Source organism: Pseudonocardia sp. EV170527-09 (genome assembly GCF_008369905.1).
In the GTDB taxonomy this organism is placed as follows: Bacteria; Actinomycetota; Actinomycetes; order Mycobacteriales; family Pseudonocardiaceae; genus Pseudonocardia.
Window position 1 is genome coordinate 1 of sequence record NZ_VRMC01000104.1, and the last position, 19,041, is coordinate 19,041.

The 19,041-nt window shown below is 73.5% G+C and carries 16 protein-coding genes and 1 pseudogene; 7 read left to right on the forward strand and 10 right to left on the reverse strand.

All coding sequences use genetic code 11. From position 1 onward, the window contains the following. Positions 1–230 precede the first annotated feature (230 nt). Together FVA95_RS24155 and FVA95_RS24160 are read left to right on the forward strand one after the other, a co-directional pair. Complete coding sequence (locus FVA95_RS24155; RefSeq protein WP_193564411.1) at positions 231–560, forward strand: hypothetical protein; 330 nt, start codon at positions 231–233, stop codon at positions 558–560. A 241-nt stretch (positions 561–801) separates the two neighbouring features. Further along, positions 802–1,820: pseudogene (locus tag FVA95_RS24160) on the forward strand (MFS transporter). On the opposite strand, the gene FVA95_RS24165 reads toward FVA95_RS24160, so the two are convergent. The 8 genes from FVA95_RS24165 to FVA95_RS24200 form a co-directional block, all read right to left on the reverse strand. After that, positions 1,729–2,415: a CoA pyrophosphatase gene (locus tag FVA95_RS24165; RefSeq protein ID WP_149666195.1), complete on the reverse strand. Its 687-nt coding sequence runs from the start codon at positions 2,413–2,415 to the stop codon at positions 1,729–1,731. The pseudogene FVA95_RS24160 and the gene FVA95_RS24165 sit on opposite strands and share 92 nt — an antisense overlap. After that, positions 2,408–2,794, reverse strand: a complete 387-nt coding sequence (locus FVA95_RS24170) for a VOC family protein (protein WP_149666196.1) — start codon at positions 2,792–2,794, stop codon at positions 2,408–2,410. Before FVA95_RS24170 ends, FVA95_RS24165 begins: the two co-directional genes overlap by 8 nt. A gap of 127 nt (positions 2,795–2,921) precedes the next feature. Beyond that, positions 2,922–4,232, reverse strand: a complete 1,311-nt coding sequence (locus tag FVA95_RS24175; RefSeq protein ID WP_149666197.1) for a sugar ABC transporter substrate-binding protein — start codon at positions 4,230–4,232, stop codon at positions 2,922–2,924. Further along, on the reverse strand, positions 4,229–5,056 hold the full coding sequence (locus FVA95_RS24180; protein ID WP_240051702.1) for a carbohydrate ABC transporter permease: 828 nt from the start codon (positions 5,054–5,056) through the stop codon (positions 4,229–4,231). Before FVA95_RS24180 ends, FVA95_RS24175 begins: the two co-directional genes overlap by 4 nt. Next, the gene (locus tag FVA95_RS24185; RefSeq protein WP_149666198.1) at positions 5,053–5,928 is read right to left on the reverse strand and encodes a carbohydrate ABC transporter permease; all 876 of its coding nucleotides are present in this window, start codon (positions 5,926–5,928) and stop codon (positions 5,053–5,055) included. Before FVA95_RS24185 ends, FVA95_RS24180 begins: the two co-directional genes overlap by 4 nt. After that, positions 5,925–7,319, reverse strand: coding sequence for a glutamate decarboxylase (locus tag FVA95_RS24190; protein ID WP_149666199.1), 1,395 nt, complete (start codon positions 7,317–7,319; stop codon positions 5,925–5,927). Before FVA95_RS24190 ends, FVA95_RS24185 begins: the two co-directional genes overlap by 4 nt. 64 nt (positions 7,320–7,383) lie before the next feature. After that, complete coding sequence (locus FVA95_RS24195; RefSeq protein WP_149666200.1) at positions 7,384–8,769, reverse strand: acyl-CoA synthetase; 1,386 nt, start codon at positions 8,767–8,769, stop codon at positions 7,384–7,386. Positions 8,770–8,794: 25 nt separating this feature from the next. Then, on the reverse strand, positions 8,795–10,078 hold the full coding sequence (locus tag FVA95_RS24200; protein ID WP_149666201.1) for an SLC13 family permease: 1,284 nt from the start codon (positions 10,076–10,078) through the stop codon (positions 8,795–8,797). Positions 10,079–10,197: 119 nt separating this feature from the next. On the opposite strand from FVA95_RS24200, the gene FVA95_RS24205 reads away from it, so the two are divergent. Beyond that, positions 10,198–10,947, forward strand: a complete 750-nt coding sequence (locus FVA95_RS24205) for an IclR family transcriptional regulator (protein WP_149666202.1) — start codon at positions 10,198–10,200, stop codon at positions 10,945–10,947. 104 nt (positions 10,948–11,051) lie between these two features. Here FVA95_RS24205 and FVA95_RS24210 read toward each other — a convergent pair whose 3' ends face one another. Then, positions 11,052–13,859 (reverse strand): aconitate hydratase, encoded by a 2,808-nt coding sequence (locus tag FVA95_RS24210; RefSeq protein WP_149666203.1) that lies wholly within the window; start codon positions 13,857–13,859, stop codon positions 11,052–11,054. Between the two features lie 330 nt (positions 13,860–14,189). Between FVA95_RS24210 and FVA95_RS24215 the strand changes: the two genes are divergently transcribed. Next, on the forward strand, positions 14,190–15,572 hold the full coding sequence (locus FVA95_RS24215; RefSeq protein WP_240051703.1) for an NlpC/P60 family protein: 1,383 nt from the start codon (positions 14,190–14,192) through the stop codon (positions 15,570–15,572). Here the strand turns inward: FVA95_RS24215 and FVA95_RS24220 are convergent. Continuing rightward, complete coding sequence (locus tag FVA95_RS24220; protein WP_149666205.1) at positions 15,556–16,464, reverse strand: LysR family transcriptional regulator; 909 nt, start codon at positions 16,462–16,464, stop codon at positions 15,556–15,558. The two genes, FVA95_RS24215 and FVA95_RS24220, sit on opposite strands and share 17 nt — an antisense overlap. Before the next feature lie 71 nt (positions 16,465–16,535). On the opposite strand from FVA95_RS24220, the gene FVA95_RS24225 reads away from it, so the two are divergent. The 3 genes from FVA95_RS24225 to FVA95_RS24235 all read left to right on the forward strand — a co-directional run bounded on the left by FVA95_RS24225 (position 16,536) and on the right by FVA95_RS24235 (position 18,886). Further along, a complete protein-coding gene (locus tag FVA95_RS24225) occupies positions 16,536–17,432 on the forward strand; it encodes an EamA family transporter (protein WP_149666206.1) in 897 nt (298 codons plus the stop codon). A gap of 27 nt (positions 17,433–17,459) precedes the next feature. Further along, a complete protein-coding gene (locus tag FVA95_RS33730) occupies positions 17,460–17,567 on the forward strand; it encodes an MYXO-CTERM sorting domain-containing protein (protein ID WP_149666207.1) in 108 nt (35 codons plus the stop codon). A 248-nt stretch (positions 17,568–17,815) separates the two neighbouring features. Continuing rightward, entirely contained in the window at positions 17,816–18,886 is a 1,071-nt protein-coding gene (locus tag FVA95_RS24235; RefSeq protein ID WP_149666208.1) for an ATP-binding cassette domain-containing protein, read from the forward strand. Positions 18,887–19,041 lie beyond the last annotated feature (155 nt).

The window sequence follows — 19,041 nt, forward strand, 5'->3', positions numbered from 1 at the left end:
GTGAACAGCTTCAACAAGCCGTCCGGGCCGGTCAGTTCCAGCCCCCGCGCTCGGGCGTCGGCCACCATCGCCGCTGCGGCGGCCTGCTCGGGCGAGAACCGCCGACCCGAACCCGTCTCGTTCTCAGCAGAGCCCATAGGGTCTGATGTCATCACTCACAGTGCCCATCCCGCCGGACGCTGAGGTCCGGCGTGTCGGGCCGGAACCACCGTTCGTTGCACAGGCCCCCGGTGCACGGTCTGACGCAGCGGGTGGCGGCGATCGCCGCGGAGGAGGGCTTCCGCGTCCGCCCGGACAAGACCCGGATCATGCCCGCGCACCACCGGCAGCGCGTCGTGGGCCTGGTCGTCAACAGCGACGCCCCGGCCGCCTCGCGGCGCGACCACGACGAGCTGCGCGCGATCCTGCACAACGCCGCCCGCACCGGGCCCGACGCGCAGAACCGGGCCGGGCACCCGGCGTTCCGCGAGCACCTGCTGGGGCGGATCGCGTGGGTGGGGCACGGACGCCCGGCGCGGGCGGCGCGGCTGCGGGAGCTGTTCGACCGCATCAGCTGGTGAACCGCCGCGGAAGGGGGAACGGTGGGCGCTGGGGGAGCGCGACGGCTACGGTGACGGCCGTGGGCAGTCCGGAGTCGAACACGCGGTAGCCACCGGTCCCACCGGTGGCGGCGACCTCCCCTGCCCGCACCCGGTGACGCGGCCGGACCGATGTCCGTCCCCGATTCGTCACCCACGGAGTTCCACCGTGCTGCTCGTCGTCCTCGCCTGCGCCGTCACCGCGCTGGCCACCTCGGAGTTCATGCTCGCCGGGCTCGTCCCGGACATCGCCGCCGACCTCGGCGTCACCCCGCTCGCCGCCGGGTCCCTGACCTCGGCGTTCGCCATGGGGATGGTCCTCGGCGCCCCGCTCACAGCGCTCGCCGCACGCCGGCTGCCGCCGCGGCTCGCGCTGTGCGGGTTCCTGGCCGCCTTCGTCGCCGCGCACGTCGCCGGGGCGCTGACCCCCTGCTGTCCGGCACGACCGTCGCTCTCGTCGCCGGTGTCCCGGCCGGGGCACTGGTGGGACAGGCGTTCGGCTGGCGTGCGACGTTCTGGGTGGTCGCGGCGATGGCCGCCGTCGCGCTGGCCGGGGTCGTCGCCGGTGTCCCCACCGGCGACGGCGGGCGGGCACCCGTGCCGGGCCTGCGCGCCGAACTGACGGTCCTGCGCCGGGGCGCGGTCATCGGGGCGCTGGCGCTCGGTGCGCTGGTGAACGGCTCGACGTTCGCCGCGTACACCTACCTGGCGCCGCTGCTGGCCGAGGCGGGCGGCCCACCGGCGGTGCCCGTCGGGCTGCTGCTGTTCGGGTCCGGCGCCGCCGCAGGGGTGGGCATCGCGGGCAGGTTCGCCGACACCCGCGCCCGCCCGCTGCTGCTCGGCGCGGGCGGCGCGCTGCCGGTGGCCTGGGCCGCGCTCGCGCTCGTTTCCACGCACCCGGTGGCGGTGCTCGTCCTGGTCGGGCTGCTGGGCGCGCTGGGTTTCGCGGTCGGGTCGACGCTGATCGCCCGGGCGCTGACGGCCGCCCGCGAGGCACCGACCCTCGGCGGCGCCGTCGCCACCGCGTCGCTGAACGCCGGAGCGACCCTCGGCCCGCTGCTGGGCGGCACCGCATTCGCGGCGGCCGGGCCGATCGCTCCGGTCCGGACGGCTGCGGCACTGGACCTGGTGGCCGCGCCGCTGCTGGTGCTCACAACGACTCCCACTCCAGCTCCGGACCGGGCGGCCACGGCCGCTCCCACCCACCCAGGCGCAGCACCGCGTCGAGCACCTCGGCGGTGAACCCCCACACCACGTCCTCGCCCATCCGGAATCCGGGGCCCCGCCAGGCCCCGCCCCCGGCCCGGAGCCGGAACCGGTGCGCCGGGTCGGCGAGCACCGCCAGCGGCACGTGCAGGACCGCCTCGGTCTCGGCCGGGTCGACCGCGTGCAGCCGGGTCGGCGTCCGCCAGTGCCCCAGCACCGCGGTCACGTGGAACCCGGTCAGCAGGATCAGCCGCGGCAGCGTCGCGACGACGTCCACACCGGACGGGTCCAGCCCGGTCTCCTCGGTCGCCTCCCGCAGCGCGGTGGCCGCGGGATCGGTGTCGCCAGGGTCCGCGCGGCCCCCGGGGAAGGAGATCTCGCCGGAGTGGTGGCGCAGCCGTCGGGCCCGCCGCTGGAGCACGACCTCCGGGCCGTCGGGGCCCTGCCCGAGCAGCACCAGCACGGCCGACTGCCGTGGTCCGACGTGGTCGGCGGGCAGGTCGTTCGTGCTGATGTCCCGCGGCCCGGCGTGCTCCAGCCCGCGCAGCAACGGCACCATCCAGTCCGGGGCACGGTCGGGATCGGGCCGGGCGGCGTCGAGCCAGCGCCGGGCCGCGGCGACGTCACACATACGGTTGGGTGATCATCTCGAGGAAGTGACCGGCCGGGTCGAGGAAGTACACCCCGCGCCCGCCGTGCCCGTGGTTGATCTCGCCGGGGCGGGTGCGCTGCGGGTCGGCCCAGTGCTCGGCGCCCGCCTCGACGAGCCTGGCGTACGCGCGGTCGAACAGCGCGTCGTCGACGAGGAACGCGTAGTGCTGGGGCTGGATCTGCGGGTAGGTGTCGGTGGGCAGGTCGGCGAACTGGACGAGGACGCCGCCGTCGAGGGCGACGTTGGTGAACGGCCCCCAGGACGGCGCCTGCGCCGCCTCCAGGACGTGCCGGTAGAACGCGGCGGAGGCCACCCGGTCCCGGGCGGCGACGATCATGTGGTTGAACGTGCAGGTCATGCGGGTCTCCTGACGACAGTGGGGACCACGCGAACCACCTGCGGAAGGAGCTGCGCCCGCGGGCCCGTGCGGGACTGGCGGGACACTCCTTCCGGCTGGGCCCATCGGGGGCGCACCGGACACGCTATCAGCGCAGCGCGGCGTTGCCGATGTCCTGCGCCTGCCGCAGCCCCGCGGCGACGGGCAGCCGCCCGGCGAACAGCTCGTCGAGCGTGGGCTCCATCGCCGTCGTCGCCGCGCCCACCTTGGGGCCCGACGGCGCCGGGGTCGTCGGGCCGTCCGCGACGAACTCCCGGGTGTCGACGCCGCGGCGCGCCCAGTAGTCGAACCAGCCCCGTTGGGCCGCGGTCACCGCGGGCAGCCCGGCGCCGCTGTCGCCGACCGGGGCGGCACCCTCCGGCGAGCCCAGCCAGCGCAGCACCCGCAGGATCTCCGGACGGCGCGGGCTGTCGGCGTTGCCGGCGGCGACGATGCTCGACACCACGCTGACCCGGCCGTGCGGGCCCTCGACCATCGGTGCGATCCCCCAGTCGAAGGTCGCGCCCTCGGCGATGTTGGCGAGGTTGTAGGTGCCGCTCTGGAACAGCGCGATCCGGCCCCGAAGGAACTGGTCGCGGCTGAAGTCCGGGTTCTGGTTCGTGTCCGCCGCGGACGGCGCCACCCGCTCGGTGTTGATCATGTTCACCAGGTAGCCGAACGCCTGCTCACCCGCGGGCGTGGCGAGGTCGAAGGTCTCGTCGGGGGCCTGCAACCGGCCGCCCGCGGAGCCGAGGAAGTTCACGTAGATCGCCTGCAGGTCCCGGGCGGCGTTGAAGCCGTACCGGCGCACCGTGCGCGGGTCGAACCCTGGCTGGTCCGCGGTCCGTCCGGCGGCGTCGGCGGTCAGCCTCCGTGCGGCCGGGAGCAGGGTGTCGCGGGCCGGGTCGGACGGGTCCCACCGCAGCGTCGTCGGGTCGACCCCGGCCGCGCGGACCAGGTCCTTGTTGTAGAACAGCGCGATCCGGCCGTCGGTCACCACCGGGACACCCCACAGGGTGCCACCGCGGGTGTACTGGTCCGCGGCGGCCGGCACCCAGCCGGCGCGCTGGTCGGCCAGCGCCGCCCCGACGTCGATCAGCCTCCCGGCGTCGGCGAACGCCCCGAAGTTGGACGAGTTGACCCAGTAGATGTCGGTCGCGGTACCCGAGGCCACGTCGAGGGGCAGCGAGGTGAAGTAGTCCTTGAACGGGACCTGCACCAGCTCGACCCGGATGTCGGGGTTGGCCGCGGAGAACGCGTCGAACGAGCGCCGGTAGGCCGCCGCGACCTGGGTGTCCCACAACCGCAGCGTCACCGTGGTGACGCCGTCGGCATCATCGTCGAACCGCGACGCGGGGGAGCAGGCCGTCAGCACCAGCGCCGCGACCAGCACCAGCGCGGCGCCCGGGCGGCGCCTCACCGGAACCCCGTGATCGTGATCGAGCGGACGACGCTGCGCTGGAACACCAGGAACAGCGCGATCAGCGGGACGATCGCGACCGTCGTCGCCGCCATCACGATCGGCCAGTTGCCGTTGTACTGCGTCTGCAGCCCGGCGGTCGCCACCGTCATCACCTGCCAGGTCCGGCCGGAGGTGATGACCAGCGGCCACAGGAAGTTGTTCCAGTGCGTCACCACGGTGATCACCGCCAGCGTCGTGAGGATCGGCCGGCTCACCGGCACGACGACGTGCCGCAGGATCCCGACCGTCCCGGCACCGTCGAGCCGGGCGGCGTCGATCAGGTCCTGCGGGATGGTCCGGAAGTGCTCGCGCAGCAGGAAGATCGCGAACGGCGACCCGAGTACATAGGGCAGTACCAGCGCCCAGAAGGTGTTCCGCAGCCCCACCTCGGTCATCATCAGGTACAGCGGGATCACCGTCACCGCCTGCGGCACCATCAGCGTCCCCAGGTACACCCAGAACAGCGCGTCGCGGCCCGGGAACTCCAGGCGGGCGAACGCGTACGCCGCGAGCACCGAGAACAGCAGCTGCCCCACCAGCACGACGACCACCACCTGCGCGGTCACCGCGATCGGGGTCACGAAGTCGTAGTCGCGGCCGAACAGCGTCACGATGTTCTCCACCGTCGGCGGGGCCGGCGGTGACAGCACCGGGGTCGCCGCGAACTGCCGGGTCGTCTTCAGCGCGGTCATCACGCTCAGCACGAACGGCGCCAGCGTCACCACCGCGCCCACCAGCAGCGCGACCAGCACGGCCGCGTCGACGACCCTGCCGCGCCTCACGTGTCCAGCTCGTAGGTCGTGCGACGGCTGAACCACCGCTGCTGGGCCACGGTCACCACCACCAGGATCACGAACAACACCACCGCCATCACCGCGGCCTGCCCGACCGCGCGGTTCTCGAACGCCTCGTAGTAGATCCGCCCCGCGACGACGTCGGTGACACCCTGCGGTCCGCCGTTCGGCGTGAGCGCGTACACCGAGTCGAACACCTGGAAGCTGGAGATCACACCGGTGATCAGCACGAAGAACAGCGTCGGACGCAGCAGCGGCAGCCGGATCCGCCACAGCAGCTGCCACGCCGAGGCCCCGTCGAGCCGGGCCGCCTCCACGATCGTGTCCGGGATGGCGCGCAGCCCGGCCAGGAAGAACAGGGCGACGTAGCCGACCTGGGTCCAGGCGGTGACCGCCGCGACCGACGGCAGCGCCAGCGCCGGGTCGGCCAGCCACTCGACGCGGATCCCCAGCAGCGCGTTGAGCGCACCGTCGGTGGGGGACAGGATCCACCGCCACACCACGCCCAGCGCCAGCGGCGCGCAGATCCACGGCAGCACGAAGATCACCCGGAACACCGTCGTCCCCGGCAGCCCGCGGTCCAGCAGCAGCGCCGCCGCCAGACCGAGGACGGTCTGCACCGGGATGACGATGAGCACGAAGAACGCCGTCACCAGCAGGGACCGGGTGAACCGGCCGTCGGTGGCGACGGCGACGACGTTGTCCAGCCCGACGAACGTCCGCGGCCCGACCAGGTCCCACCGGAACAGCGCCAGACCCACCACGATCAGCACCGGGACCAGCAGGAACAGCACCACACCCAGCAGGCTGGGCGCCAGCAGCAGGTACGCGGTGCGGGTGTCCCGCCGGGACCGGCTCACGTCCCGTGGGCGAAGCCCGCGGCCTCGCTCCCGCGGACGGGACCGGCCTGGCGGCGCAGCCGCTCCAGCAGCCGCGCCAGGTCGTCGAGCAGCAGCGCGGCCAGGTCGTGGCTGAACCCGTTGCGCACCACGATCCGCAGCGCCGCCAGGTCCTCCCGGTCCTTCGGGAACGTGTACGCCGGGACCAGCCATCCCGTCTCGCGCAGACCCGCCGACACGTCGAACACCGAGAACGGTTCGCCGTCGGCGACGGTGAACGCGAACACGGGCAGCTGGGAGCCGTCGGTGAGCAGCCGGAACGCGCCGGTGTCGGCGATCCGCCCGGCCAGCCCGGTGGCGATCTCCCGGCAGGTGCCCTGCACCCGCGCGTAGCCCTCGCGGCCGAGCCGCAGGAAGTTGTAGTACTGGGCGATGACCTGCCCGCCGGGGCGGGAGAAGTTCAGCGCGAACGTCGGCATGTCCCCGCCCAGGTAGTTCACCCGGAACACCAGGTCCTCGGGCAGCGCGTCGGTGTCGCGCCACACCGCCCATCCGACGCCCGGGTGCACCAGGCCGTACTTGTGGCCGGAGGTGTTGATCGACGCCACCCGGGGCAGCCGGAAGTCCCACTCCAGGTCGGGGTCGCAGAACGGCGCGATCATCGCCCCGGACGCGCCGTCGACGTGCACCGGGATGTCCAGCCCGGTGCGGGACTGCAGGTCGTCGAGCGCCGCGCAGATCTCGGCGACGGGCTCGTAGCTGCCGTCGAAGGTGGAACCCAGGATCGCGACGACGCCGATGGTGTTCTCGTCGCACAGTGCGACGGCCTCGTCGGCCCCCAGGTGCAGCCGGTCGCCCTCCATCGGGACCAGCCGCGGCTCCACGTCCCAGTAGTTCGCGAACTTGTCCCAGCAGATCTGGACGTTCACGCCCATCACGATGTTCGGCCGGTCCGTCGGGAGGCCTGCCGCCCTGCGCCGGTGCTGCCAGCGCCGCTTGAGCGCCAGCCCGCCGAGCATGCACGCCTCCGACGAGCCGGTCGTCGAGCAGCCGACGGCCCGTCCCGGGTCGGGGGCGTGCCACAGGTCGGCGAGCATCCGCACGCACCGCTGCTCCAGGTCCGCGGTCCGCGGGTACTCGTCCTTGTCGATCATGTTCTTGTCGAAGGACTCGGCCATCAGCCGCTCGGCCTGGGGCTCCGCCCACGTCGTGACGAACGTGGCCAGGTTCAGCCGGGCGTTGCCGTCGAGCATCAGCTCGTCGTGCACGACCTGGTAGGCGATCTCGGGGTGCAGGCCCGAGTCGGGCATCCGGAACCGGGGGATGTCCACCGGCTCGGCTGCGAAGACGGGGTTGACCGAGATCCCGCGGTCGTCGCCGCGGTCCTCCGAGGGTGAGTGCGCACCGGGCATGATCTGCAACCTAGGCCCGGCCGGCCGGGAGCGCCCGCGGACGCGCCCGATCCGGGGACCCGGGTCAGGCGCCGAGCAGCTTCTTCTGGACCTTGCCCATCGCGTTGCGGGGCAGGGCGTCGACGAACACGACCTCGCGGGGACGCTTGTGCCAGGACAGCTCCCCGGCGACGTGGTCGATCAGCGCCTGCCCGTCACGCGAGTCGCCGACGACGTAGGCGACGATCTTCTGGCCGAGGTCGGGGTCGGGGGCGCCGACCACGGCCACCTCGGCGACGCCCGGGTGGTCGAGCAGCACGGCCTCGATCTCCCCGGAGCCGATCCGGTAGCCGCCCGACTTGATCAGGTCGGTGGACTCGCGGCCGACGATGCGGTGGAACCCGCCCGGGTCGCGGACGGCGAGGTCCCCGGTGCGGAACCAGCCCTCGCCGGCCCAGCACTCGTCGTTCGCGTCCGGGCGGTTCAGGTAGCCGTCGAACAGCATGGGGCCGCGGACCTCGAGCCGGCCGACGGTCTCGCCGTCGTCGGGGACGGTGGCGGGGGCGTCGTCGGAGGCGGGCAGCAGCCGGGTCTGGGCACCCGGGACGGGGAGCCCGACCCATCCGGCGCGACGCTCCCCGGAAGCGAGCGCGGACAGGGTGATCATGGTCTCGGTCATGCCGTAGCGCTCCACCGGCGCCTGCCCGGTCAGGCCGGCGATCCGGTCGAACAGCGAGGCGGGCAGCGGGGCGCTGCCCGAGACGAGGAGCCGGGCCCGGCCCAAGGCACGGGCGGCGTCGGGCTCGTCGACGATCCGGTTCCAGACCGTGGGGACGCCGAAGTACATCGAGGCGTCGACCGCGGCGTAGCGGGCGGGCTGCGGCTTCACCGTGTGCACCACCCGCGACCCGAGGCGCAGCGAACCGAGCACCCCCAGGATGAGGCCGTGCACGTGGAACAGGGGCAGACCGTGGGCGACGGTGTCCTCGGGGGTCCAGTCCCACACCTCGAACAGGGCGTCGAGCCCGGCGGCGATCGCGGCCCCGGACAGTTGTGCGCCCTTGGGGCGGCCGGTGGTGCCGGAGGTGTAGAGCAGCATCGCGGTGGCGGCCGGGTCGACCGGGCGCGGGGGGAGCGGTCGTGCGCCGGGGACGACGACCGGCAGGTCGACGCCGTCGGGCCGCGGTCCCGCCCAGGCGGTGGCGCCGGAGTCGGTCAGGATGTGCCCACGTTCGGCCGGCCCCGAGTCCGGGGGGACCGGCACGACCGGCACCCCGGCCATGATCGCGCCGGTGATCGCGACGACGGTGTCGATCGAGGCGGTGGCGTGCACCGCGACCGGGCCGTCGTCGGGGATCCCGGCGGCGACGCGACCGGCGCGGTCGACGAGCTCGGAGCGGGAGAGCACGTCGTCGCCGACGGTGACGGCCTGCGCCAGGTCCTGGGTGCCGGTGAGCGAGGTGAGGAACAACGTCGGTCTCCTGGTGGTGACGGGGTCAGACGGCCATGGCGGGCAGCACGAGGGCTCCCACCAGCGCGATCGGGCCGATGACGACCATGGACAGGCCCCAGCGGGTCAGCAGCGCGGTCATCCGGGGGCGTTCCTGCTCGTCGACGGTGGTGGCGACCAGCGTCGCACCCACCGTCGAGAAGGGCGACACGTCCACGATGGACGAGCAGACCCCGAGTGCGCAGATCAGCGCCCAGCCCGGGATCCCGCCCTGCTGCACGAGCGGGATCGCCAGCGGCACCAGCGCGGCGAGGATGCCGGTGGTCGAGGCGAACGCCGACACCAGCCCGCACACCGCGCAGATCACCAGTGCGGCGAGCAGCGGGACGGTGAGACTCGCGGCGAGGTCGCCCAGCAGGTCGACCGAGCCGATCTCCTGGAGCACGCCGACGTAGGTGATGATGCCGCCGACCAGCAGCACGGTGGACCAGTCGATCTCCTTCAGGGCGCCGCGGCCGCTGTCCGGGTCGATCAGGGTCAGCACCGCGCCGAAGGCGAAGGCGAGCACCCCGACGTCGGGCTCGGCGTCGAGCAGCGCCAGCACGACGATCGCCGCGACCAGGCCGAGCATCGCGAGGACGGTGATCCGGTGCGTCGCGGTGAACGGCTCGCGCGCCGGCGGCTCGGCGTCGCCGGGCTCCTGCGACCGGCCCCCGCCGCCGGCGGCGACCGGGACCCGGCTGCGGGCGGAGAACATCAGGTAGGACGCGGCCAGCAGCACCAGGTTCGCGACGATCGCGACCGCGAACAGGGTCAACGGGTCGAGCGCGATGCCCGCCGCCGACGCCGTGCCCCAGGTGACGATCCCGAACAGCGACGTCGGCGCGAACCCGCCCGCGGACAGCCCGGTCCCGATGGCCAGCGCCATCAGCATCGGGTCGATCCCGCGCCGGTGGGCCACGCTCATCCCGATCGGTGCCATGACCAGACCGCCCAGTGGCGAGCCCATCGCCGACACCACGCCGGTGAGCACGAAGAAGGTCAGTGGCAGCGCCCCGGTCCGGTCACCGACCCCGATCAGGGCCCGGTCGACGAGCCGGCCGATGGTGCCGTTGGCCTTCGCGATCCCGAAGAAGAACGTCACCCCGACCAGCAGTACGAGGATGTCGACGGGGAACCCTGCGACGACGTCGTCGAGAGGCAGGCCCGCGACGAGCACGCCCATGCCCGCGGCGGCCGCGAACATGACGATCCCGATGTGGGACCGGCGGACCTCGGCGATCACGAAGACCGCCGCGAACACCACCAGCGTGATGACCTGCACCGCCATGCCTACCCCCGTTGGTACGCGCTTGTCGTATCGGTCCATCAGGTGGCACAGTGGTTCGTAGAGTGGACCGTCCGGGGCGGAACACTAGGTCGCCCGAACGGGGGAGGTCAACACCGGTCATGGCTCCGACCACCAGCGTCGTCTCCGCGGTCCGCGTCCTGGAGGCGGTGGGGGAGCGGCAGCCCGTCGGGCTGTCCGACCTCGCCCGCACGGTCGCGCTGCCGAAGTCCACCGTGCAGCGGATCCTGCACACCCTCGCCGAGGTCGGCTGGTGCGTCAGCGACGACACCGCCCGCTGGCGGCTCACCTACCGCGCGTTCGCCGTCGGCAACCAGGCCCGCGACGCCGGTGGCCTGCGCGCGGTGGCGCTCCCGGTCCTGCACGAGCTGCAGCTCACGACGGGGGAGACCGTGCACCTGGCGGCCCCGGACGGCCGCGAGCTGGTCCTGCTCGAACGGCTCGACACCGCGCACCGGCTGCGCGCGTTCCTGCCGCTGGGACACCGCATCCCGCTGCACGCCTCGGCCACCGGGCAGGCCTACCTCGCCGCCTGTGCCCCGGCGGAGGTCGACGCCTACCTCGCCGGCCCGCTGGAGGCGTCCACCCCTCACACCGTCGTCGACCCCGACCGGCTGCGGGCCCGGATCGCCGAGGTCCGCGAGCGTGGATGGTCGGTCAACCCCGAAGGGCTGTCCGACGGCATCGCGGCGGTCGGCGCCCCCCTCGTCGGTCCCGACGGCCGCCCGGTCGGGGCGTTGTCGGTGTCCGGTCCGACGGTGCGGATGACCGAGGAGGTCTTCGACGGCCACGGCCGCGCCGCCGCCGACGCCGCCCGGCGCATCTCCCACGACCTGGGCGCCCGCCCGTAGGCAGGGGGAGCCGGGAACGACCCCGCAGCACCGACCGCAGCACCGACGGAGCCCGCCCCCTCGGTGAGGGGACGGGCTCCGTGTGGTGGTGGGTGCTGCGCGCGTCAGCTCTTCAGCATGCCCCGCAGGACGTACTGCAGGATGCCGCCGTTGCGGTAGTAGTCCGACTCGCCGGGGGTGTCGATGCGGACCTTCGCGTCGAACTCGACGGTCTCGCCGGACTCCTTGGTCGCGGTCACGTGCACCGACTTCGGGGTCTTCCCGTCGTTCAGCTCGGTGATGCCCGCGATGTCGAAGGTCTCGGTGCCGTCGAGCCCGAGGCTCTTCGCCGACTCGCCCTCGGGGAACTGCAGCGGGATCACGCCCATGCCGATCAGGTTCGAGCGGTGGATCCGCTCGAAGGACTCGACGATGACGGCGCGCACGCCCAGCAGCGCGGTGCCCTTGGCCGCCCAGTCACGCGAGGAGCCCGAGCCGTACTCCTTGCCGCCGAGGATGACCAGCGGGGTGCCCTGCGCGGCGTAGTTCTGCGCGGCGTCGTAGATGAACGCCTGCGGCCCGCCGTCCTGGGTGAAGTCGCGGGTGTAGCCGCCCGAGACGTCGTCGAGCAGCTGGTTGCGCAGCCGGATGTTCGCGAACGTGCCGCGGATCATCACCTCGTGGTTGCCGCGCCGCGAGCCGAAGGAGTTGTAGTCCTTCTTCTCCACGCCGTTCTCGTCCAGGTACTGCGCGGCCGGGGTGCCCGGCTTGATCGCACCGGCCGGCGAGATGTGGTCGGTGGTGACCGAGTCGCCGAGCAGCGCGAGCACGCGGGCGCCGGAGATGTCGGTGACCGGGTCCGGCTCGCCCTTCATGCCCTCGAAGTACGGGGGCTTGCGGACGTAGGTGGACTTCTGGTCCCACTCGAAGACCCGGCCCTCGGGAGTGGGCAGTGCGCGCCAGCGGTCGTCGCCGCGGAACACGTCGGAGTAGCTCTTGGTGAACATCTCCGAGGTGATCGAGGAGTCCACGACGTCGTTGATGTCCTCGGTCGAGGGCCAGATGTCGCGCAGGAAGACGTCGTTGCCCTCGGAGTCCTGCCCCAGGGGCTGGGTCTCGAAGTCGAAGTCCATCGTCCCGGCCAGCGCGTAGGCGATGACCAGCGGCGGGGACGCCAGGTAGTTCATCTTGACGTCGGGGTTGATCCGGCCCTCGAAGTTCCGGTTGCCCGAGAGCACCGAGACGACGGTGAGGTCGTTGTCGTTGACCGCGGCCGAGATCTCCTCCGGCAGCGGGCCGGAGTTGCCGATGCAGGTGGTGCAGCCGTAGCCGACCAGGTTGTATCCGAGCTTGTCGAGGTAGGGCCAGAGACCGGCCTTCTCGTAGTAGTCGGTCACGACCTGGCTGCCCGGGGCCATCGAGGTCTTGACCCACGGCTTGGTGGTCAGGCCCTTCTCGACGGCGTTGCGCGCCAGCAGCGCGGCACCGAGCATGACGCTCGGGTTCGAGGTGTTGGTGCACGAGGTGATCGAGGCGATCACGACGGCGCCGTGGTCGAGCACGAACTCGCCGCGCGTCGCGGACTTCACGGTGACCGGCTTGGACGGACGGCCCTCGCAGCCGTCGGCCGCCGACATGATGATCGGCGCGGCGTCGTCGTCGGCGAAGGAGAGCGCCGGGGCGTCGCTGGCCGGGAAGGACTCGTTCGACGACTCGTCGACGCCGGCGAGCGGGGTCGGGGCCACGCCGTCGTCGGTGTAGTCGTGCACGGTCTTGCGGAACGCCGGCTTGGCGTCGGTCAGCTCGATGCGGTCCTGCGGGCGCTTCGGGCCGGCGATCGACGGGACGACCGTCGACAGGTCCAGCTCCATCGTCTGGGAGTAGACCGGCTCGTGGTCCGGGTCGTGCCAGAGGCCCTGCTCCTTGGCGTAGGCCTCGACCAGCGCGATCTGCTCGGCGGAGCGACCGGTCAGCTTCAGGTAGCGGACGGTCTCCTCGTCGATCGGGAAGATCGCCGCGGTCGAGCCGAACTCCGGGCTCATGTTGCCGATGGTGGCGCGGTTGGCCAGCGGCACCGCGCCGACGCCGGCGCCGTAGAACTCGACGAACTTGCCGACGACGCCCTGGCGGCGCAGCATCTCGGTGATCGTCAGCACCACGTCGGTGGCGGTCACACCGGTCGGGATCTCCCCGGTCAGCTTGAAGCCGAGCACCTGGGGGATGAGCATCGAGACCGGCTGGCCGAGCATCGCGGCCTCGGCCTCGATGCCGCCGACGCCCCAGCCCAGCACCCCCAGGCCGTTGACCATCGTGGTGTGGGAGTCGGTGCCGACCAGGGTGTCGGGGTAGGCCTGACCGTTGCGCGGCATGACCACGCGCGCCAGGTTCTCGATGTTGACCTGGTGCACGATGCCGGTGCCGGGCGGGACGACCTTGAACTCGTCGAAGGCGCCCTGGCCCCAACGCAGGAACTGGTAGCGCTCCTTGTTGCGGCCGTACTCGAACTCGATGTTCTTCTCGAACGCGTCGGCGGTGCCGAAGAAGTCGATCATCACCGAGTGGTCGATGACCAGCTCGGCCGGCGCGAGCGGGTTGACCTTGGACGGGTCGCCGCCCATCTCGGTCACCGCCTCGCGCATGGTCGCCAGGTCGACGACGCAGGGCACACCGGTGAAGTCCTGCATGATCACCCGGGCGGGGGTGAACTGGATCTCGGTGTCCGGGTCGGCCTGCGGGTCCCAGTTCGCCAGGGCGTTGATGTGGTCCGCCGTGACGTTCGCACCGTCCTCGGTGCGGAGCAGGTTCTCGAGCAGGACCTTCAGGCTGAACGGCAGGCGCTTCGAGCCCTCCACCGCGGAGAGCCGGAAGATCTCGTAACCGGTGCCCCCGACGTCGAGCTGTCCTCGGGCGCCGAAGCTGTCGGTGCTGGCCACTTGGTGGTCCTCCCGTGGTGGTGGGCGGTCGCTTTGTCCGGTGCGGTGAACGCTCCCCGCCTCGCGGGGGAGGAGGTGCTCACCTGCGTCGTGTCGGAGTCTCGCGCACCGCCGTGTCGGCAGCAGCGCGGACCCTCGTGAGGTAAACAGTACGCCTGTCCTATAAGCCTGGCGAGCCGGGTGTGGCCGGAGTCGCGGAGCCGTCGGGGGTGTGAGGTCCCTCGTGTGATGGACGGGTCCGGTGTGTCGCACGGGATTCGGGTGACACGAGTGGCAGTGTTCCCCGTCGAGCTCCCAAGACCCCGCCCCGCTCCCCGGAAGGACCTCCCCGTGACGCGCCAGCCGTCGGCGACCCTCGTCGTGGTGGCCGTGCTCGTGGCGGTCGCGCTGGCCTCGCCCGGGGTGGGCGTGGCCGCGACCGTCGTCGTGCCCACCGCTGCCGTGCCCACCGCCGCGGTGCTCCCGGCGCAGCCCCCGCCCCCGCCGCCGCCCAACCCCGGCGACGACGAGCTGGAGCGCAGCCGCCAGTCGGTGCAGGACCGGGCGGCCGAGGTCGGCAGGCTCACCGCCCGCCTCGCCGAGCTCGACGCACAGGCCGAGCAGCTGCAGATGGAGGTCGCGGGGCGCAACGAGGAGGCGCTCGCCGCCCGGGACACCGCCGACGCCGCCGGTCGCGAGGCCGAGACCGCCGCGGCCCGGGCCGCCGACGCCCGCGCCGCGACCGAGGCCGCGGGCCGCGCCGTCGACGACGCCCGGACCCGGATCGACGCCTTCGTCGGCGACGTCTACACCCACGGCCTCGACCTGGGCCCGCTGGGTCTGCTCTCCCGGGCGACCGACCCGCAGGACCTGATGGACCGGGCCCGGCTGACCGACGCGTCGAGCGAGGACCAGGCCGCCGTCCTGGAGCAGCTCCAGCAGGCCCGCATCGCCCAGGCCAACGCCGACTCCCTCGCCCGCGCGGCGCAGGAGGAGGCCGACCGGCGCCGCGCCGACGCCGAGCAGGCGTCCGCGGCGGCCGACGCCGCCGTCGACGAGGCCGTCGCGGCCGCCGACGCCCAGCAGACCCGGCTCGACGCGGTGCACGCCGAACGCACCGACGTGCAGTCCCGGCTCGACGCCGCCGAGAACGCCGACGCCGGGCTGCGCGCCCAGCGCCAGCGCTACGAGGCGTGGCGGGCCGAGCAGGCCCGGCTCCAGGCCGAGGCCGACCGGCGGGCCCGGGAGGAGGCGGCGTCGCGGGTCGCGCAGGAGTCCGCGCCGTCGGCGGGTCCCGCGCCGCGGCGCACCGGGACGGCGGCGATCGAGACCGTGATCGACCGGGCGATGGCCCAGCTCGGCACCATCTACGCCTGGGGCGGCGGCAACACGCGCGGCCCGACCCGCGGCATCCGCGACGGCGGCGTCGCCGATGCCCACGGTGACTTCCGCAAGGTCGGCTTCGACTGCTCGGGGCTGATGCAGTTCGCCTTCGCCGGGGTCGGCATCTACCTGCCCCGCTACAGCGGGAACCAGGCCAACGCCGGGCGCCTGGTGCCGATCTCGGACATGCGGCGCGGGGACATGCTGTCCTGGGCCGAGGGCGGTCGCACCCACCACATCGCCATCTACCTCGGCGACGGCAAGATGCTGGAGGCCCCGTACTCGGGCGCGACGGTGCGGGTCACCCCGGTCCGCTACGCCGGACTGAACAAGGTCACCCGGCTGCTCTGACCGCCGCTGCCTCCGCGGCGAGCTCGTCGAGCACCAGCCGTACCGCGGGCCGGGTCACGGCGCCGCGGGTCACGGCGCGTACCAGGCGGGCGGCCCGCACCCCGGCGAGCGGGCGCAGCGCGAGCCGGGCGCCGTCGCGGTGGTCGGTGGAGTAGCGGGGCAGCAGCGCGACGCCGTGCCCGTGCGCGACGAGCTCCTCGGTGACCGAGAAGTCGTTGATCCGCTGCACCACGCGCGGCACGGTGCCGGTCACCAGGGACACCGAGCTCAACACGTCGTCGACCGGCCAGCCGACGGCGACCGAGATCCAGTCGGCGTCGACGAGGTCGGGCAGGTGCACCTCGGCGCGGTGGGCGAGCGGGTGGTCCGGGGGGAGTGCGACGTCGAGGGGCTCGCGCAGGAGCGGGTGCACGGTGAGCCGGCCGGTGCCGAACGGGTCGAGCCGTTCGTCGTGGTGGGTGACGACGATGTCGGCGTCGGCGGCCGCGGCCGGCACCTCCTCCGGGCGCAGGTCGAGGTCCCGGCAGGACAGCGCCAGCCCGGGATGGGCGGACGCCCGGTGCAGCAGCCCGGGCAGGAGCAGCCGGGCCGCGGACGGGAAGAACACCACCCGCACCGTCCCCAGCGGCTGCTCGCGCAGTCCCGCGGCGGTCTCCTCCAGCCGGCCCAGCGCGTCGAGCACCTCCTGTGCCCCGTCGACGACGGCCCGCCCGGCCGCGGTGAGCCGCAGTCCACGTCCGTCCGGCGCGGTCAGCTCCAGGCCCGCCTCCCGCGACAAGGCCTTGAGCTGCTGGGACACCGCGGACGGGGTGAAGTTCAGTGCCGCGGCGACGGCGGTGACCGAGCCGCGGTCGGCGAGCTCGCGCAGGATCCGGAGCCGACGCACATCCATGAAGCAACGCTACAACATCGATTCACACAATGTCGCTGGTCTGTACGGTCAGGGGGCGGCAGCGTGGAGCCGTGACCGTTCGGGACCGTCTGCTCGCCGTCGTCGTCGCCGTGTTGTGGGGCGCCAACTTCATCGCCATCCACGTCGGGCTGGAGCACTTCCAGCCGCTGTTCCTCGCCGGGCTTCGGATGCTCGTGCTCGCGGTCCCGACGGTGCTGCTCGTACCCCGGCCGCGGGTGCCGCTGCGCTGGCTCGTCGGCTACGGGCTCGGGTTCGGCACGGTGCAGTTCCTCTTCCTGTTCCTGGGCATGTACGCCGGGATGCCGACCGGGCTCGCGTCGCTGGTGCTGCAGGCGTCGGGGCCGTTCACGCTGGTGCTGGGCGCGCTGCTGCTGCGCGAGCGGGTGACCCGGCGGCAGTGGGCCGGGATCGGCGTCGCCGTCGTCGGTCTGGGGTGCATCGCGGTCGCCCGGGCACAGTCCGCGGCGTTGCTGCCCGTGGTGCTGACCCTGCTCGGCGCACTCGGCTGGGCGGCCGGGAACCTGTGCAGCCGCCTGGCCCAGCGCGACGGCGAGGCGGTGAACCCGCTGCACCTGACGCTGTGGATGACCGTCGTGCCGCCGGTGCCGCTGCTGGCCGCCTCGGCCGTGGTGGAGGGGCCGGGAGCGTGGGGTGACGTCGTCGCGATGGTGACCCCCGACGGCGTCGCGGGGCTGGCCGCGCTCGTGTACCTGTCGCTGGTCGCGACCGTGCTCGCCGCCGGGATCTGGACCGGGTTGCTGCGCCGCTACCCGGCCGGGCTCGTCGCGCCGCACTCGCTGCTCGTGCCGGTGGTCGGGATGAGCCTGGCGATGGTGCTCCTGGGGGAGCGGCCGTCGGTGACCGAGCTGGTCGCCGGGGCGGTGGTGGTCGGTGGGGTCCTGGTGGCGTCCGCGCCGGCCCGGCGTCGGGTGCCGGTGGCGGTGTGAGGGCGTCCTGCGGCCGGGTTCGACGTCGTGCACCCTTGGTGGTCGTTCCGCACCGGGTTCCCGCCCCCGGTGGCCGGGGCGCTCGGGCTGGTCGTCATGGTCGTCCTGCTGCGGGCGCGTCGGCGGGGGATCTGAGCGCAGTTCAGGCCGCCGGGGCAGTGGGTGACCGGGACGGGTGGAGCACGCCCGAAACCGGACGACGCGCCCACCTGCCGACGGGTAGGCTCGAACCATGGCACGAGGAATCTGGTCGCAGAAGGTCCGCACCGCCCGCTGACGGCGGCGCCCTTCACCCCTTCCGAACCGCGTCCGCCGTCCCGGTCCCCGCCGGGCGGCGCATTCCGTGCTGCCCGGCTCCGATCTCGGATGCCGCGGAGCCTCTCGTGCACACCACTCCCGAACCCTCGTCACTCCTGCCCGCCCTCGACGCCGGCGCGTCCGCCCACGTGCGCGCCGAGGACGTCGTCGTCACCCGCGGATCGCACCGCGTCCTCGCCGGCGTGACCCTCACCGTCTCCGCCCGGTCACGCCTGGCCGTGGTCGGGGAGAACGGCCGGGGCAAGTCCACGCTCCTGCACGTCCTCGCCGGCGTGCTCCTCCCGGACTCCGGCACCGTGCACCGCGCCGGGACCGTCGCCCTGGTCCGCCAGGAGGTACCCGCCCGCGACGGCGAGACCGTCGGCACGCTCACCGCGGAGTCGCTCGCCGCCCCGCGGACGGCGCTGCGCGAGCTCGACGCGGCGACCGTGGCGATCACCGACGGCACGCCCGGCGCCGACGACCGGTTCGCCGCCGCCCTGGACACCGCGACCCGGCTCGACGCCTGGGACGCCGAACGCCGCATCGACGTCGCCCTGGAGGCACTCGGCGCCTGCACCGACCGCGACCGGCCGCTGGCGACGCTGTCGGTGGGGCAGCGCCACCGGGTGCGGTTGGCGTGCCTGCTCGGCGCCCGCCACGACGTCCTGCTCCTCGACGAGCCCACCAACCACCTCGACGCGGACGGTCTGGACTTCCTGACCCGCACCCTGCGTGCGTACCAGGGTGGACTCGCCGTGGTCAGCCACGACCGCGCCCTGCTGCGCGAGGTCGCCGAGGAGTTCTGCGACCTCGACCCGACCCGTGACGGCGCGCCCCGGCTCACCGCGGGCGGCTACGACGGCTGGGTGACCGCCCGCGACCGGGCCCGCACCGCATGGGAGGCCGCGTACGCCGAGCAGCAGGCCGAGCACCGCCGCCTCGCCGACGCCGTCGCCACCGCCCGGGACCGGCTCTCGACCGGCTGGCGCCCGGACAAGGGGACCGGCAAGCACGCCCGTCAGTCGCGGGCCCCCGGCGTGGTGCAGGCGCTGCACCGCCGCCGCGCCGAGCTCGACGCGCACGGGCCTGTGCAACGAACGGTGGTTCCGGCCCGACACGCCGGACCTCAGCGTCCGGCGGGATGGGCACTGTGAGTGATGACATCAGACCCTATGGGCTCTGCTGAGAACGAGACGGGTTCGGGTCGGCGGTTCTCGCCCGAGCAGGCCGCCGCAGCGGCGATGGTGGCCGACGCCCGAGCGCGGGGGCTGGAACTGACCGGCCCGGACGGCTTGTTGAAGCTGTTCAC